At 35.6% G+C, this 16,997-nt stretch carries 14 protein-coding genes; 1 reads left to right on the plus strand and 13 read right to left on the minus strand.

Translation table 11 applies throughout. The annotated features are described in order from the left end of the window. Positions 1–206: 206 nt before the first annotated feature. The 13 genes from AC1W31_RS17680 to AC1W31_RS17740 all read right to left on the minus strand — a co-directional run bounded on the left by AC1W31_RS17680 (position 207) and on the right by AC1W31_RS17740 (position 16,060). Positions 207–1,103: an alpha/beta hydrolase fold domain-containing protein gene (locus AC1W31_RS17680; protein WP_481735816.1), complete on the minus strand. Its 897-nt coding sequence runs from the start codon at positions 1,101–1,103 to the stop codon at positions 207–209. Between the two features lie 116 nt (positions 1,104–1,219). After that, positions 1,220–2,281 carry an NAD(P)-dependent alcohol dehydrogenase gene (locus tag AC1W31_RS17685; RefSeq protein WP_481735817.1) on the minus strand — a complete coding sequence of 354 codons (1,062 nt, stop codon included), beginning with the start codon at positions 2,279–2,281 and terminating at the stop codon, positions 1,220–1,222. A gap of 165 nt (positions 2,282–2,446) precedes the next feature. Further along, a complete protein-coding gene (locus AC1W31_RS17690; protein ID WP_481735818.1) occupies positions 2,447–3,118 on the minus strand; it encodes a carboxymuconolactone decarboxylase family protein in 672 nt (223 codons plus the stop codon). A gap of 75 nt (positions 3,119–3,193) precedes the next feature. Further along, positions 3,194–3,607, minus strand: a complete 414-nt coding sequence (locus AC1W31_RS17695) for a (R)-mandelonitrile lyase (protein ID WP_481735819.1) — start codon at positions 3,605–3,607, stop codon at positions 3,194–3,196. Between the two features lie 120 nt (positions 3,608–3,727). Further along, the gene (locus AC1W31_RS17700; RefSeq protein ID WP_481735820.1) at positions 3,728–4,228 is read right to left on the minus strand and encodes a cyclophilin-like fold protein; all 501 of its coding nucleotides are present in this window, start codon (positions 4,226–4,228) and stop codon (positions 3,728–3,730) included. An 18-nt stretch (positions 4,229–4,246) separates the two neighbouring features. Beyond that, a complete protein-coding gene (locus AC1W31_RS17705) occupies positions 4,247–4,807 on the minus strand; it encodes a DapH/DapD/GlmU-related protein (RefSeq protein WP_481735821.1) in 561 nt (186 codons plus the stop codon). 99 nt (positions 4,808–4,906) lie between these two features. Continuing rightward, a complete protein-coding gene (locus tag AC1W31_RS17710) occupies positions 4,907–5,782 on the minus strand; it encodes a helix-turn-helix domain-containing protein (protein ID WP_481735822.1) in 876 nt (291 codons plus the stop codon). Between the two features lie 374 nt (positions 5,783–6,156). Continuing rightward, positions 6,157–7,710 (minus strand): carboxylesterase family protein, encoded by a 1,554-nt coding sequence (locus AC1W31_RS17715; protein WP_481735823.1) that lies wholly within the window; start codon positions 7,708–7,710, stop codon positions 6,157–6,159. 47 nt (positions 7,711–7,757) lie between these two features. Continuing rightward, a complete protein-coding gene (locus tag AC1W31_RS17720) occupies positions 7,758–9,173 on the minus strand; it encodes a hypothetical protein (protein ID WP_481735824.1) in 1,416 nt (471 codons plus the stop codon). Between the two features lie 120 nt (positions 9,174–9,293). After that, positions 9,294–10,955: a RagB/SusD family nutrient uptake outer membrane protein gene (locus AC1W31_RS17725; RefSeq protein ID WP_481735825.1), complete on the minus strand. Its 1,662-nt coding sequence runs from the start codon at positions 10,953–10,955 to the stop codon at positions 9,294–9,296. A 52-nt stretch (positions 10,956–11,007) separates the two neighbouring features. Beyond that, positions 11,008–14,355 carry a SusC/RagA family TonB-linked outer membrane protein gene (locus AC1W31_RS17730; protein WP_481735826.1) on the minus strand — a complete coding sequence of 1,116 codons (3,348 nt, stop codon included), beginning with the start codon at positions 14,353–14,355 and terminating at the stop codon, positions 11,008–11,010. Positions 14,356–14,376: 21 nt separating this feature from the next. Beyond that, on the minus strand, positions 14,377–15,372 hold the full coding sequence (locus AC1W31_RS17735; RefSeq protein WP_481735827.1) for a FecR family protein: 996 nt from the start codon (positions 15,370–15,372) through the stop codon (positions 14,377–14,379). A 61-nt stretch (positions 15,373–15,433) separates the two neighbouring features. Then, a complete protein-coding gene (locus AC1W31_RS17740) occupies positions 15,434–16,060 on the minus strand; it encodes an RNA polymerase sigma-70 factor (RefSeq protein ID WP_481735828.1) in 627 nt (208 codons plus the stop codon). 372 nt (positions 16,061–16,432) lie between these two features. Here AC1W31_RS17740 and AC1W31_RS17745 point away from each other — a divergent pair, with 372 nt between their 5' ends. Further along, positions 16,433–16,651: a recombinase family protein gene (locus AC1W31_RS17745; protein WP_481735829.1), complete on the plus strand. Its 219-nt coding sequence runs from the start codon at positions 16,433–16,435 to the stop codon at positions 16,649–16,651. Positions 16,652–16,997: the final 346 nt, after the last annotated feature.

Consider the following 16,997-nt stretch of genomic DNA (forward strand, 5'->3'; position numbering starts at 1 on the left):
TTTTGGTGAAAGACTTTCGGTGAATAAAAAAGATTGTTCAATTCAGAATATTAATACACTACAATTACTTCTATTGAGCTACATTTTAAATCATAAAATTTTCTTAAAGTTGGGTATAAATAGCTTTTCACCAAAATTGACGAAGAATCTTATTGACTGAAATATACATTAAAATTGAGTCTGTTACAAATTTATGCACCTTTATTTTACTTCAATTCAGCATTCAAAAAGCTAATGACTTTGCTTCTAATTTCTTCTACATCGTACATTGTGCCAAAGTGCGGAGCATCTTTTACAATCGTAAGTTCATTTTTTACACCATAATGATTCAGCCAAGCACTAAAAAGTTTCGATTGCTTATTAGAAACCACATTATCTTTTTCACCGTGAAAAATAAGGAAGGGAGGGTCATTTTTGTCAATGTAAGTCAATGGACTTGCCGCCTTAGCTAAATCAGGTCTTGATAGGGGTGTTGCTCCTATTAGCAAGGCTTCTGGTGATTTTGCATCTTCATTGCCAGGTAATAATACTAAATCAGTAGGGCCATAAAAATCGACAACCGCTTTGTATTTGAAAGGACGGTAAGTGTTGGGGAAATATAAATTACTAACTTTATTATTTTGAGAAGTACCCATCAACGAAGCCAAGTGTCCACCTGCCGAAAAACCCATCAGAGCAATTCTACTTTCATCGATTTGATATTTGTTTGCATTATCAAATAAAAATGACACCGCTTTGTTACAATCTTGTAGAATAGCTGGGAAGACAGCTTGCGTGGCAAAACGATAGTCGATTGATGCTACTGCAAAGCCATTTTCGAGCATGGCATTCACCGTATTTGGCATATAGCCCATGTCTGCATATTTGTCATTGCCAAGCCATCCACCCCCATGTATAAACACAATTAAGGGTAATTTGCCTTTTGCATCAGCGGGTAAGTAAATGTCTAATAAATGCTTTTTGAGGGTATCATTATTGTAAGGAATATTTCCATGAATGATGGTGCCTTTTGGCAAACGGGCTTGAATCTGACTTGGGCTTGGTTGGGCAAAGGAAATTACTGATATTAGCATCAGGATAATTAGAATTGATAGTTTGTTCATTGTTGGTTATTTGTTTGTTAAAATTTATATGACACTGTTTTTATGTAAAATCAAATCCGTAAGTTTGGTCTTTTTTGCCAGAATTTAACACTAAACTAATGATTAATTTCCTGATTTTAAATCGTTGACGCATCAATTACGTAGCGATAACGAGCTTCCTTATCCACCACTTTTTTCCAAGCCTCATTGATTTCTTCGGCTTTGATGATTTCTATTTGCGGATAAATTTTATTTTTGGCACAATAATCCATCACCTCTTGGGTTTCGGGAATACCGCCAATTAGCGAACCATTGAAATTTACACGGTTAAAAATCATGTTAAAATTATTAATCATGAGTTTTCCATTAATTGGTTGTCCAACTTGCGTAAAAAATCCATAAGGTTTCACACAATCAATATAACCTGACATTTCGTAAGCGTAAGGAACGGTAGAAATCATAAAATCTAATTTTCCTTTCCAAGGCTTCAATTTAGCCATTGAATCCACCACAATTACTTCCTTCGCACCAAAACTTTTGATGTCATCTACTTTTGAGGCAGAAGTGGTAAAAGCATATACTTCTGCTCCTTTTGAAACGGCTAATTTAATAGCGATATGTCCTAAGCCTCCAATCCCTACTACGCCAATCTTATCGCCTTTTTTAATCTCTACTTTCATCAATGGCGAATATGTGGTAATGCCTGCACAAAGCAAAGGTGCTGCATATTTCAACTCCATATTAGCAGGAATTTTAATAGCAAAATGTTCCGTTACCACAATATTATTGGCGTATCCACCTTGGGTAATTCCTGTTGGTGATGATTTTTCGGGAGTGCCATAAGTGCCTACCATACCCGTTGTTTCGCAATGATGCTCTTCGCCTTTTTTGCAACTCTCGCATTGCATACAACTATTTACCATACAACCCACACCAGCCTTATCTCCCACTTTAAATTTGCTTACATTTTTACCAACTGCAGTTACGATGCCAGCAATTTCATGACCTGGCACTTGTGGATATTGTTGTTTTCCCCAATGTCCGTTCATCGTATGTATGTCAGAATGGCAAATCCCTGAAAACTTAATTTCAATGAGTATATCGTTATCACCAACTGGACGGCGGTCAAAACTCCACACGTCTAATTTCCCTTGTTCGTCTTTTCCTGCGTAGCCTTTTGCTTTTATGTTAGCACTCATGTTATTTATCTTATTTGTTTGTGAAAAAGATTGAGTTGAATTTGCAAGCACAAGCCCTGCACTTAATACGACTGATTATTGTATAAAATCTCTTCTCGACGAATTACTGTCTTGTTCTTGCATTTCAATCATTTTTTGTTGAAGTGTAATTTATATTAAATATTATTAAGGCTTTTTATCGGTAATTTTTGACAATACATTTTTAGCTATTTCTGCTTGTTGCTTTCCAATTTGTGTTTCTATAATCGAAAATACCTGCTCTAATTGACTTGCTGTAAGTCCGATATTTAATCCAACTGCCAAGTGAAATTGCAGTTGTGGAGCTACACCTTCCAGTGCCGAAAGCACCGAAATAGTTGCTAATTCACGTTGCTGGTGGGTAAGTACATCACGACTGAATATATCCGCAAAGAGATGTTCTTTTAAAAAAGTATCTATGATTGGTGCAAAAGCATTTGCTCCAGTTTTCGGACCTTTTTCTTCCACTCCAGTAAGCATTTGTAAAGTTTGCTTCCCCGTGTCGTACTTGTTTACCGCATCCTTAATGGGTGAGGCATCTTTACCTTCAATGTCTGTTATACCTTTGGCTTTTCTTTCTACCAATACAGTCATAAACGTATTTATACCGTTGAGGCTTCGAGGAAAACCACAATAAGCATACATTTGAACCAACACTTCTTTTATTTCATTGATGGTAAGTCCCGCATCAAGCCCTGCATTTAATTGGGTTTTTAGATGCGATATGTCACCAACGGCTGTCAGAGCTGCAATACTCACAATACTTTGTTGTTGTACATTCAAAGACTGGCTTGTGTTTAGATTTTTTTGTGCATTCATTGTATTTATGCTTAGTGTAATGATGAATAATACCATCCACTTTTTAAAATTTCTTATGATAATCATACCATTTGCTTATTTTTTTTGGGCATTATTGTATTCTTCATCAGTTAGCGGTTTTAGCCAAACAACATTTACATTGTCTTTGTAATTCGTAATGGCAATATGAACGAATGTGCTGTTCGCTGATGCTCCATGCCAGTGTTCAGTATTTTCAGGAATATTAACTACATCACCTTTTTTTAAGCCTTGGGCTGGTTGCCCTTTTTGCTGATAAAAACCTTCGCCTTCGGTTACAATTAATACTTGACCTTTGGGATGGGTGTGCCAAATAGTTCTTGCACCAGCCTCAAAAGTTACACTGCTCAATAAAAATTCATTGTTCTTGTCTTTTGGTACCAAGATATTTAAAAAAGCATTTCCCGTAAAATAGTCATTGGGTAATTTTTCCCCCTTCGGAAAAAAATGTGTTGTGTTTTGATCTTTCATTTTTAATTGATTTTTATTGGTTTTACAAGCCATTACCAGTAAAAAGAAACTGATAGTTAATACTCCTGAGGTCATTTTTTGTGCTACTCTCATATTGGTATGATTTAATTATCATTCATTTCAATTTTTTATCAATTCGAATGATACTGTTATATTTCCTGCCCCCAAAGCCACATCCAATCCCAAGGGATTATCAATTTGTCCAAGTTTTGTGTAGCGATACGATGTTGAAAAAGTTTTGTAGAAAAGTACCAAAGTGTTAGCACCATACATCATCAAATCTCCATTTTGGATAGTTTCAGGATTTGACACATTTGTTGGCAGACTAAAAGCTAAATCAAAAAACTTTTCATTTCTATTTAGGTCTGTCATGTTGATCGTTAAAGGCAATTTTGCTTTAAATGCCGTTGCTGTTGCACTCTCGTTGAAGGTTGCAGTAAACACATGAGTCCCAATGGTTATTTTCATTTTCTTGTTGTTTGTATTAGTATCCGAGGTTGAAGGGCTCGCTGGATTAATATTCACTTCAATCGTGTTTACAGACTTTCCTTCCTCATTCTTATGGCAAGCAGTCAATTGAAAACAGATTAAACTGGCGAAAAGTAAGGGTATAATTTTCATTTCTTTATAATTTATTGACTAAATATTTTTGAGGAATTTTGCAGGAATACCACCCACAATCGTATTAGCTGGAACATCATATGTAACTACTGCCCCTGCTGCCACAACGGCATTTTCGCCAATGGTAACACCAGGCAAGATAGTGGCGGCTGCACCAATCCACGCATTTTTTTTGATGTGAATAGGCTTTGGGACAAGCGAATGTCTGTTTTCAGAAGAGATAGGATGCTCTTCTGTCAATAAGCTAACTTTGGGGGCAATAAGTACATTATCTTCTATGATAATTCCGCCCAAATCCAAAAAAACACAATCAAAGTTGATGAATACATTTTTACCTATTTTGGTATGCTTTCCATAATTGATGTGGAACGGTGTAAATATCACAACACTTTCATCAATTTCGCTGTCGGTAATTTGACCCAACAAATTCCTTATTTCATCAGGATTTGAAGCGTTATTCATCTGTAAGAGTAACTTTTTCGTAACAAACGATGCCTCTATCATTTTGTAGGCTTGCGGGTCGTTTGGTAATATGGTTTCGCCATTTCTTAATCGTTCAAAAATATCTGTTGTTACCATGGTAAATTGAATAAAATTATAATTGGTCAATTTTAAGTACAAAGGTATTTTAATCACTATATTTTTGGGTAACGATTATCAAACGAATTATTAAGAATTTCAAACCTCCTGCGTTCGTAATGATTTTGGGTTGGTACCTGTGATTTTTTTGAAGAAGTTATTGAAATAGGTGGGATATTCAAAACCAAGGGCATAAGCAATGTCAGCGATGTTCCAATCTGTATGGAGCAACAAGGCTTTTGCTTCACTGATAATTCTTTCAGAAATATGGGCAGTAGTAGCTTTACCCGTAACTTCTTTTACGGCACGGTTTAGGTGATTCGTGTGCATATTTAGGTTTTTTGCATAATCCTGCGCCGTCTTTAATTGAAGGGGTCTTTCGGTGTCTTCGATAGGAAATTGCCTTTCTAAAAGTTCTAAGAATACAGATGTAATTCGGGAAGAAGCATTTCTATGTTGGTCAATATTTTCCGAAGGTTGTAATTTCAAGGCTTCATGAATGATGAGGTTGATATAGTTGCGTATTAGATCGTCTTTATAGACATAATCAGTCTTTTGTTCCTCAATCATTTTCTGAAAAAGAGTGCTTAAAAATTCCCGTTGTTGCTCGGTTATTTTTAGAATAGGCGTGCCCCCAATCTTAAATAATGGAGAATGTTGTAAACTTTCAGAACGGTCAAATTTTAAGAATTCTTCCGAAAACAGGCAAGTGTAACCCACGTAGCTGGTGGAGATTGTTTCCCAAGAGTAGGGTATATGGGGATTGCCAAAAAATAAAACCGTTCCTTCATGCTCAAAACTTTTGTCGGCATAATGAACGATACTTTTACCCGTAGTTAGGCAAATTTTATAAAAGTCTTTTCTGCTATAGATACGTATGGCATTTCCATCACCTTCTATTTGGAAAACATTAAAGCCCTTTAATTTTAATTCATTATTGAAGTCTGAAACGGAACGTTTATTCTTGTTTTGCATAGATTAAAGTTAAGAAATTCAATCATTACAAGCAAGGATATAAATCATTTTTTAGTTTTGACTTGGACTACCAAGTGTTTACGGTTCTCCTGATGGTAATCAATGGTCGTTGAATTTAAAGCGAAATTCACATTAGTTAATGCCAATTTTTTTTGAATAATTTGGAAAAGCCAGGAGAATTTTCGAAGCCTAATGCTCAGCCAATCTTTGAAACGCACTGTTCACTTATCGACAGATTTTTTGCCTCTAATATAGAAATAGATGATTGAGTTGCATTACTAACATGATGCGTTTTATTCAAATTTAGCTACCTCATATTTGTAATCAAAAAGTATAAAAATGTGTATTCAAAAGAAAGTGTTTTTGTAAATTTTTCACTTGGATTTAATCGTATCAATAACTTCAAAATCTTTATTCAATACCCTTCTAATTATTTCTGACCAAATTTGATAGCCTTTTTCATTGAAATGTAGCTTATCATTTACATACAATTCAGCCTGATATTTGCCATCCTTGCCCAAGAGTTGTGGCATAGTCTCGATAAAATACAAATTAGAAGTATTCTGACAATAGTTTTTGAATAATTGGTTTGCATCTACAATTTTATCCTGAACTACCCAACGACGTTCATTTGGAGAAATAGCAACGTAATAAATGGGAATAATCGGGTATTTTTGACGAACTTTTTGGACTACATACTTAAAGGTTTCCAAAACCTGTGTTGGTGATTTGTCTTGATTTCCAGCTGTAATATCGTTGCTTCCTGAATAAAAAACAATGGCTTTAAATTGATGTTTAGCCATAATTCTATCAATATAAAAAGCCATTTCGGCAATATTTGAACCTCCAAAACCACGAGGAATGATTTCTTGCGGAGCTAAATCTTGTTTAATGGTTTTCCATATACGTATATATGAACTTCCAGTAACCAAAATAGAGCTGTCCGAATATTTTTCAGTTATATCCAATTTTTCAAATTCCAGAATTTCTTTTTCAAATCTTAAAACTCCTGTGACATTTTTACTCTTATTTAGTTGTGTAAATAGCCACTGACCAATTTCTTCTAAAGCCTCTTTTTGTTTATATTTATCATTATCTAAAGTATGCCCTGCGTTTTCGAATAATTTTATTCCCGTAGGAATTCCTAAAGCTAAGGCTCGGTGAAATAAGATTGTACTACCAAATTTGAATCCATGATAGGCGTATGAAGAATCAAATGGAACTGTTTTATCACGAGTTCCATGTACGCTAAATAATGGCACATCTCTCGAATTAATCCACCGATAATCAATCATCGCACCCCAGCAATTTACAACACCACTAACTTTTGAGGAAAATCCTTCATTGCCACTTTTTCCTTCTAAATTACCCCATTTGGCAGTATTTATATAAGTTGGCACTTCATTTTGGTCTAAATATGCCAGGTGCATTGCTACTTTAGAGCCCGCCGAACCGCCCATAATGTATATGGACGAGGTATCAATGCCATATTTTTCGGCATTTTTTCTAAAAAAACGAACCGCAGCTTTGGCATCTTGTACCCCTCGGTACATTGCTTCGAAATATGACGTATCATTTTTGGGTTTTTCTATCCCTAAACGGTAATTGATGGAACTACTCACGTAACCTCTTTTTGCCAAACCTGTACAAAATAAGGTTGGGTAACCACTACTTTTATCACCATTGACAAATCCGCCCCCATGAACAAATATAACTAAAGGTCGTTTTTTGAGGGTATCGGTATTGGGTGAATAAATGTCTAAAAATAACTTTTCTGACTCACTATTTATATTTTTTACTTCTCCATATTGAACATTTTTCAAAGAATCGATGGTACTAAAAATCTCATTTCTAAAGCGTTGAGCATTTTGTGCCGATGAAAAATGACATGCTAAAAAGAGGAAACAAATGCTGAAAAGTTTATTCATTTTAAGGTAATTATAGCATTAAAAGTACAAATTAGGTCTAATTTAAATTACTTATCAAAGAATTTTATCAATTCGTATTTATTGGTATTCAAGACTTTCATCTTTTCCAATAATGGCAAATATGGTATATACTGATAGCTTACCATCCCTTTGTTTGAATCACGATTCGACTCATCGGCAGAAAGGTCAGTTGGGTCGTTATCTTGATATCGAAACCAATGCCAGCCTACACAATTTGGGGCTTTCAATAATTCCATACAAAAATTTTGATAATGAATTCCACGGTCGGCTTGAGTTCTTACTAACCAACCTGCACCGGTTTTATTTTCCATACCAGAATCTTCTGCTTTGGTATAAAATTCTGTTATGAAAAATGGGCGATTGCACCACTTTACCCATTCGTTGATGTGCTTTGACTCGGGTTGCCAATAGCCATAATAATTGATTGAAACAATGTCCAAATGTTTTTCGGCAGTCTTCAAAATGGCTTGAACATTCTTGGCAGAAGCGTGCAGACGACTACCAATATAAAGGTGATTGGGGTCATATTTTTTCAACGCAGCTTTGATTTCGCCATAGTAGATATCAGCAACGTAGCCGAGAAATGCCTCTTTTTGTACTTTTGTCAATATATTCTTATCAAATCCGTTCTCTTTAGCCCATTTTTCGAGAGCCATTGCATCGGGTGAATTGTGGTCAGTTTTTGCTAAGATTTTATTCAAAAGGTCATTCGTAAAAGTGAGTTCGTTGTCTGAAAAATGACCTAAAATATTTTTATCAGATGCCGAAGCCGACACCATTTTTCGTGCGTGTTCATCACAAAATGCTTTGAAACTTGGCTCAAAAATCAAGGATAAACTATTTTCTTTTTCTGCACCTTTTTTCTTATTTCTTTTTGAAAACTCTGCCAAAAAACTCAACATTGTGGTATAAACAATTGGAGTTTCAGGATGTAAAATATTGTATTTTTGAATCAATTCTACTTCTGACCAAGAGCCAATAGCATTGAAGCCCGCATCTTTTATGAGTTTATCGGTTTGTACAAGCCATTCTTCGGGCGTACCAAATTTGGCTTTTAGAGAAAGTTCATTATTAGGTGATTTGCCCATTCTGACACTATTGACGGCAGCCGTGACGAAATAATGTCCCTCTGGGTCAATGATCCACCAACGGTTTCCTACTTTCTCGGTTCTGAAAAAGCCAGTAACTTTCGCATTTGAAGATAAATCCCCACCGTATTTATCAACTTTTTCTATCGTGATTGGCGAGAAATTGGGTAGCGTTTCTACCGTTTTGCTTGCGTAAGATTTCCAGTCGGAGATAACGATATTTCTCAAGCTGTCTCGTCCCCAAGTTTTGGCTTGGAGGATTATCGTTTCATTTGTATTTTTTTGTGCAACAACACTCATAAAGTTTACGAGACTGAGCGTTAATACATAAATAAAAATGCGTGAGTAATTCATATATAAAGAAGGTTATTTGCCCAAGTACTTGCAAAAAGCGTACACTAACACCTTTATCAAATTTTATTCTGACAAAGATGTTAGTGAAATGACAGGGAGAAAGATTGCATATTTTGAGTTTTAATAACCAGGATTTTGTGGCATTACTTTGGTTAAATTAGCATCAATCACCGTTTGTGGAATTGGTAAAATTGTATCTCGTAAAGCTATCAATGCCCCAGCATTAATATTATACTTTTTAGTTCTTTCAAACCAAGTTTTAGTTCTTGTCAAGGTGTATCTCCTATGTTCTTCTGTTAGTAATTCTCTTGAACGTTCATCCAAAATAAAGTCAAGCGTTACATCGGCTGCAGTTATTGAAGTGGCTTTCGCTCTACTTCTTAATGCATTGATAGTGGTGGCAGCCTCTGCTTTCTCACCTAATTTGAATTGAGCTTCCGCCAATAAAAGATAGGTTTCAGCCAAACGCAGGTAAATTATATCGTTAAAATTGCTCGACTGCTGTAAATCAGATGGAACAGAAGGCGCCCAGTCCCATTTACGAGTGTTTGGCCAAGATTGGGCAGTAGTGGCGTTGGTTAGCGGTTCGTTACCAGTGGTTGTTAGTTTAACTACGTCCCCCAATTTTGCACCCGTTGGTAAAGATGCTGGATTATTCATCGTCCACGAAAACCTTAATGCAAATTCTGAACCTCTATCATCAGTAGAACCATAAACTGAAAGGGCATATTTGGTTATACCAAATCGACCAATACCACGACCTCCATTTTCAACCGAAAAAGTAATGGGAGTTTTTCCAGTGACTGAAATTCTCTCATAACGGTTTACCCAACAACGACGCATAATACAATTTTCCCCACCAGTTGAAAGATATTCGTTTTGTAATACAAATAAAGCTTCGGTATTGCCTTCACTTCTATTTGAATTTCCATCAATAAACATATCAGTAAATGGTGTTCCCGGCAAACTTTTATTTACACCATAGCGAGCTGTCACTAATTTGTATAAACCACTAGCAACAAGCGATTGAGCTTTTTGTTTGGCTTTGGCATTATCTCCAATAGTCAAATATAATTCGGCTAAATAATGAGTTGCCATTGCTCTTGGAAATCGTGCGGCATTAGGAGCTTGTTCCGCTATATTAATTTCAGCATAGAGTAAATCATCCTCCATTGTCTTTCTGACTGTAGCTACTGGAGTACGTTCCCAATCGGTTTTTATGGAATTACCAGTTGATTCTGTCAGGTTCAGTGGTACATCCCCAAACATAAAAGTTAGATGACGATATGCCCATGCTCTCACAAGTTTTGCTTCCCCAACTATTTGTTTTTTTTCGGTTTCTGTCCATTTAATTGATGGTGTTTCGGCTCTATCAATGATCGTATTTGCTGCATTGATCGTTTGGTAAAGCCATTGCCATACATTGCTAATATACGGCACAGCTGGATTTAAAGTAACTCCAAATGTATTAAAAACACGCTCTGGTTGCTGTCCACCTGCGGGAAATGGGCTGTACGCATTATCAACACCTATAAACGCAGGCGTTATGTACATATCATTGGTGGAATTAGTGGTTGGCCCACCATCAATGCCACCTCTTTCTCGGCGTACTAAATTATACAAACCGTATAGCCCAGCCTCAAAACCTGCTTTATTGACATAAAGATTCTCAGGGGCAATAATATTCACAGGTTCTTCAATCAAAAAATCTTCTTTGCATCCTGTTGTACTGACGCAGGCGATTAAAGTAAACACAAATATTTTTATACTATTATTTTTCATTTTTCTAAAATTTAAAAGCGATACAATTACATACTGAACGGTTGAAATTAAATTACAGACCGAAGTTCATTCCAAAAATAAATTCACGTTGCAAAGGCACATCCAATTGATTATTGATTTCTGGGTCAAGTCCAGTGTATTTAGTAAAAGTTGCTAAATTTCTACCGGTAATGTAAAATTTTAATTTACTCAATTTTAGTCGAGTAAGCGTTTTGCTGGGCAATTGATAGGCCAGAGAAACATCTTTCAAACGAGCAAAACTTGCATCCTCGTAGAATCGAACATTCAAAGAATTTGCCAAAGCATCGTTAGAAAAATGGGTGCCTGAAGTATTTGTTGGAGACCACCAATCTTTTTTGGTTGTATTTCTACGAACATCTCCAAAAACATCATCTTGTTCTAATGGATTTTCTTTGGTGATTCCCCACAAACCATTGATGAAAACCAACAAACTAAATCCTTTATAAGTAAAAGTATTAGACAATCCATACACTATTTTGGGGTCGCTATATCCTAAAATGGTTCTATCAAGCGTTGTACTTACTTTTTTATCGCCATCTACATCAACTACTTGCACATAGCCGAGTTTGCTCGTGGGTTGAGCAGAAGCGTCAATATTAGCCTGTGAAGTAAAAATTCCACCGTTTTGTAGTCCGTAAATGGTTCGAATGGGTTGTCCAATGAACCAACCATTGGCTACATCGTCTCTACCATCGCCGTAAAGGTCAACAATTCTGTTTTTGTTATGAGAAAGATTTAAGTTGGTAGTCCACTTAAAGTTATGGGCATTATAATTGACTGAAGTAACTCCTAATTCTATTCCACTGTTGGCGGTTTTACCGATATTTTGTAAAATTCTATCAAACCCTTGTACTGACGATATAATTCTGTTGAGTAATAAATCTTGGGTTTCACCCGAATAAACATCAATTGAACCTTGGATACGGTTGTTGAACAAGCCAAAATCAAGACCAATTGTCTTTGATGTAGTTGATTCCCAACCTAATTTCTCGTTCGCCAATCTACTCGGCACATATCCAGTCAAAACAGTTGTACCATTCAAATATTGGCGAGTTGCCAAAGTTGCCAAAGACTGATAACTGGATACTGCTTGATTACCATTTACACCGTACGAACCTCTAAGTTTTAGGTTGCTCACAAACTTTACGTTTTGCATAAAGGCTTCTTTGGATATGTTCCAACCAAAGGCCACCGAAGGGAAAATTCCGTACTTTGAATTTACACCAAAACCTGAAAATCCATCACGTCGGGCAGTAACCGTTAATAAATATCGGCTGTCGTAGCTATAGTTTACACGACCCATTTGTGATACTAAGTTTTGGGTGTAGTTATCATGCGATGGCGTGAGCAAGGTAGCCGTATTCATCTGATAATTAGTCAGTACATCGTTCGGAAAACCAACGCCAATTAGTTGGTCACGGTCATAATCATGGCTTTGAGAACTATACAATGCCGTAATGTTGAGGTTGTGTTTACCAAAATCTTTTGCATACGATATAATGTTCTCAACCGTAAAGTTTCTTTCGATTGAATTATAATTAGTGGCACTTCCTTTCTTTTCATAGCCAACTGCTGTACCAATGCCATAATAAGTTTTTCGCAGGCTGTTATCGTATTCCACCCCAGTATTTAACTTATAGGAAAGCCCTTTTACGAATGGAATGTCAATCTTGACATTATTGGCACTAAATATACGATAACCATTGTCTTTGTTCATAGCCACTGTTTCTCCGAGCGGATTCCCAGCAGTATTATACTCTGGCCAAGCATAGACCGTTGGTGTACCATCTGGGTTGAAAGCCGTTGTTAATGGATTCATTACATTTGCCCCAAACTGCCCTGCAAAATCGGCAGGACGACCGCTACGGTCTTGGTATGAAAATTGAGTTGATGAACCAATCGTAAGCCATGGCGTAACTTTTATGTCAATATTTGGGCGAATTGAGTATCTCTTAAATTGGTCATTGACAGCAATTCCCTGTACGTTGAGATATGTGCCACCCAAGTAAAAAGAAATTTTATCTGTTCCTCCAGAAATAGATAATGTGTGTTGCGACCTTGTACCTTGCTGAGTAGCCAAATTGTACCAATCCACTGCTTTTCCAGCATCATAAACGGCTTGCTCTGAAGATGTTATTGAATTTGCGGGAATATTTAATCTGTTTTTTTTGAAATCATAAAATTCAGACCCCGTCATTAGATTTGGTTTATTGACAATATTCTGTACGCCATAAAAACCATCATAAGTAATATTCAATTTCCCTTTTTTACCTTGTTTTGAGGTTACCAATATTACTCCGTTAGAAGCTCTTGCTCCATAAATAGCCGCCGCCGAAGCATCTTTCAAAACTTCAATTGATTCTACATCATTTGGGTTAATTTCAGAAATACCACCTGTGTAGGGTATTCCATCCCAAATAATCAATGGGCTTGTACTCGCACTGATTGAATTTCTACCTCTAATCAAAATGGAATTATCATTTCCTTCAGCACCACCACTGTTGGTATTGATTTGCAATCCAGGAATTGCTCCTTGTAAAGCCTGTGCAATATTGGTATTAGGTAGTTGTTCTAATCTTTCTCTTGAAACCGAAGCCACTGAGCCAGTTACATCACTTTTTTTTTGAGTACCATAACCTACAACAACAACTTCGTCAAGGGCTTTTGTATTTATTTTTAGACTAATATTAAAATTTGTTTGATTCCCTACCACAATTTCTTGCTGTTCATAACCCACAAAACTAAAAACCAAAACTGATTTCTCATTCGGAACACTGAGTTTAAAATCGCCTTTATTGTCGGTGGTAGTTCCGCTGTTTGTGCCTTTTATCGACACATTTACTCCTGGCAAGGCTTCATCATTGGCAGAATCATTAACTTTTCCAGAAATCGGTTTCTCAATTAATGTGCTTTTTTGAATATTTTGAACTTCCAAAATTGTATTCCTTTCAGTATTTTGTTGCTGAGGAATTGTTTGGTTAGGTGCTATTGTTTCTTGAAATTGAGCTTCTATTTGTACCGTTTTCTTATTTTTTTTTTCATTCATTACTAAAAAAGTACCCTCTTTAATTTTCTTATATCTTAATCCTAACGGACTTAAAATATAATCTAAATTACGCTCAATTTTTGAATCAAAGTTTAATGAATTGATTGGTACTGATAAGCCCTCAACAACTTTGTCTTCAAACAAAATGTCAATTTTATAATGCGATTTTAAGTTACGAAGAGCATCTTTGAGTAAAATAGACGTTGATTTCTCCAATCGAGGAACTTGTTGTTCAGCGTAAGCTAACATTTGGGCAGTGCTGGTATTTTGACCAATAAACAGCACCGTCAGCACAAAAAAAGTCTTCCAGACTAATCGTAGTTTTAGTTTCATAATGGTAAATTAGTAATTAAATTATTCAAAAAAAGTAACGTTATTGTTTTGTCGACTGTAATTTATTTCTAATAATTCTGCCACAACTTGAAGTAATTCATCGGCATTTTTTGCGTGAAAAGTACCACTAATTGTTCTTTTGGCTAAAAGTTCATCTCTAAATTCAATATGAATATCAAAGTTTTCTTGTACTATGGTTGCCACCTCTAATAATGAGGTTTCCTCAAACACAAAACGTTGTTCTTTCCATGCCGAGAAAATTTGAGGTTGTACCACTATTTTTAAATTAGCATGACCTTTTTGGTCTATTATTACCAAATCCCCAGGTTTCATGGTAATTTTTTTTGCCAATTTTCCGTCAATATAATTAAGCTGAATTTTCCCTTTATTTAATACGACTTTAGCCTCTTTCTGACGAGCATAGACATTGAACTCTGTCCCTAATACTTCTATTTCAAAGTTCTTGTTGGTTTTTACAATAAATCTTTTATCATCAATGGTATGTTTAACTGAAAAATTGGCTTCGCCACTTAGAAAAACCTCACGGATTGAATTATCAAATCCAAATCGGGGCACTTTTAGAGAAGAATTGGCATTCATCGTAACTTGGCTTCCATCCGAAAGTTCAATTCTTCTGATTTCACCAAATGCAGTTTTATAGTTCTTATAAAGAATATTGTCTTTACCTAAAATAAGGCTAACTGAAAACAGAATTATCAGAATAGCGGCAGCAACAAACCAAGAACGGTTTTTATGATAATAATTGATGGCTGGCCGTTTTCGAGAGCTCATCATAAAATCCTCTGATTGTCCAATTTTTAGTAGAGATTTTTCAAGCGCCATCTCCACATCGGGTAATAATTGAATGAATTGATTTTCCCATTCGTCGAGCCATTCGTAGTATAATTCCTTATTATTTTCTTCTTGTATCCAAGCTTCAATTAGCTTTTTTTGCAGTGGTGTAGCTCGACCTGCAAAATTTTCAAACAATATATTTTTATTAACTGATTTGTTCATTTTAATCTCGTTTAAAAGAATTCATTAATGTTGTAAGCACACATTTTTGGGATTGAATATGCTAATATCCATCTAATGACTTTCGCATTTGAGCAAGTGCCTTCATGATGTGAGCTTCCACGGTTTTGAGGGCTATACCTAACTCAATGGCTATTTCTCGATTTTTTCTATTTTCAAAACGACTCATTAAAAATACACTCTGACATTGAGGTGGTAGTGCTTTTATGCCAGTTTCAATTTTCTGAAAAAGTTCATCATATTGTAGGATTGTTTGAGGGGTATCATCATGTACTTGATTTAGATTATTTTCGTGAATTGTATCAATATCAGTATCTTTTTTAAACTCCCATTGTAAATAATTAATGGCACGGTTTCGCACAGCTACGTACAGATATGCTCTAAAGGAAGTATTTATTTGCTCATGAACTTTGTTTTTCCAGAGAACCAAGAAAACATCTCCTACAATATCTTCGGCAGTCTCTTTTGAGTAAACAAACCTTACAGCATGGCTACATAAGGCACGATAATATTTTCTAAAAAGCAGTTCATAGCCTTTACTGGGATTCTCATTGAAAGACTGTCGAATAAAAATTTCGGAATCCAAAATTTTACTATTGTTGGCTCCCTTATTTAGAATTAGCAATTGTGTTTCAATATTGTTGGATTGTTTTTCTAATTTATCAGTCATGTCTTTTAAGCTCTCTTATTAATTTAGACAAGAATAATTATTTTTACCCTTAGTTTTTTTTAAAAAAAGTTAAATTATTTATTTGAAAAGTTACATTATTTACTTTGACATAAAAAACATCCTTTGGAATTGATTAAAAATAGATAGTCATTAATTACTACACTTTTAGGCTACTATTGTATAAATTTAATGTAGTATTAAGTGTTAGTTAACATCAAAGATTTTAGCTATGATTTACGCTTATTTACGAGTCTCTACCGACAAACAGACCGTTGAAAACCAACGCTATGAAATTCTCAATGCTAAAAACTCTCTATTGACCAATGGGTAGAAGAAACTGCATCGGGGGTTAGGTCTGTCAAATACCGTAAAGTGGGTGAATTATTGACCCGCATGGAAAAAGGAGATATTTTTCTGGTGAGTAAACTTTCACGCTTAGGAAGAAATCTAATGGAGGTAATGTCAATCCTTCACGACTGTATGGAAAAGGACATAAAGGTTTTTGCCATTAAAGAGGGCTATGAGTTGGGCAATAACATCAACTCAAAAGTGTTGGCTTTTGCCTTTCGGCACAGACTGAAAGAAATCTAATCTCCCAAAGAACCAAAGAAGCCTTAGCCAGAAAGAAAAGTGAGGGTATGCGTTTAGGTAGCCCGAAAGGTTCTCAAAATAAAGACGTGAAACTAACTGTATATTCCAGTCAATAAGGTTCTTCGTCAATTTTGGTGAAAGCTGTATTTTTAGCTTAGTTTTGGCGGATGAAACAATCACTATTTTTGCCATCTGAACTGGATTTTACGTTACTCAAATTTCAAAATACTACCACAAATATTGATTTCGAGGTGTGCAGCTGTCAAATTTCCAGTTGTTGTCCTCTGTGTCATACCATTAGCTTCAAAATTCATAGTAGATACGCACGAACGATTGGAGATTTGCC

This window comes from Arcicella sp., assembly GCF_964672035.1.

What these genes read in the sequence shown, in the direction of transcription:
- AC1W31_RS17720 (WP_481735824.1), bottom strand. Translation starts at nt 9,173, where the DNA reads ATGAATTACTCACGCATTTTTATTTATGTATTAACGCTCAGTCTCGTA.
- AC1W31_RS17730 (WP_481735826.1), bottom strand. Translation starts at nt 14,355, where the DNA reads ATGAAACTAAAACTACGATTAGTCTGGAAGACTTTTTTTGTGCTGACG.
- AC1W31_RS17740 (WP_481735828.1), bottom strand. Translation starts at nt 16,060, where the DNA reads ATGACTGATAAATTAGAAAAACAATCCAACAATATTGAAACACAATTG.
- AC1W31_RS17680 (WP_481735816.1), bottom strand. Translation starts at nt 1,103, where the DNA reads ATGAACAAACTATCAATTCTAATTATCCTGATGCTAATATCAGTAATT.
- AC1W31_RS17715 (WP_481735823.1), bottom strand. Translation starts at nt 7,710, where the DNA reads ATGAATAAACTTTTCAGCATTTGTTTCCTCTTTTTAGCATGTCATTTT.
- AC1W31_RS17700 (WP_481735820.1), bottom strand. Translation starts at nt 4,228, where the DNA reads ATGAAAATTATACCCTTACTTTTCGCCAGTTTAATCTGTTTTCAATTG.
- AC1W31_RS17695 (WP_481735819.1), bottom strand. Translation starts at nt 3,607, where the DNA reads ATGAAAGATCAAAACACAACACATTTTTTTCCGAAGGGGGAAAAATTA.
- AC1W31_RS17735 (WP_481735827.1), bottom strand. Translation starts at nt 15,372, where the DNA reads ATGAACAAATCAGTTAATAAAAATATATTGTTTGAAAATTTTGCAGGT.
- AC1W31_RS17705 (WP_481735821.1), bottom strand. Translation starts at nt 4,807, where the DNA reads ATGGTAACAACAGATATTTTTGAACGATTAAGAAATGGCGAAACCATA.
- AC1W31_RS17710 (WP_481735822.1), bottom strand. Translation starts at nt 5,782, where the DNA reads ATGCAAAACAAGAATAAACGTTCCGTTTCAGACTTCAATAATGAATTA.
- AC1W31_RS17725 (WP_481735825.1), bottom strand. Translation starts at nt 10,955, where the DNA reads ATGAAAAATAATAGTATAAAAATATTTGTGTTTACTTTAATCGCCTGC.
- AC1W31_RS17690 (WP_481735818.1), bottom strand. Translation starts at nt 3,118, where the DNA reads ATGAATGCACAAAAAAATCTAAACACAAGCCAGTCTTTGAATGTACAA.
- AC1W31_RS17685 (WP_481735817.1), bottom strand. Translation starts at nt 2,281, where the DNA reads ATGAGTGCTAACATAAAAGCAAAAGGCTACGCAGGAAAAGACGAACAA.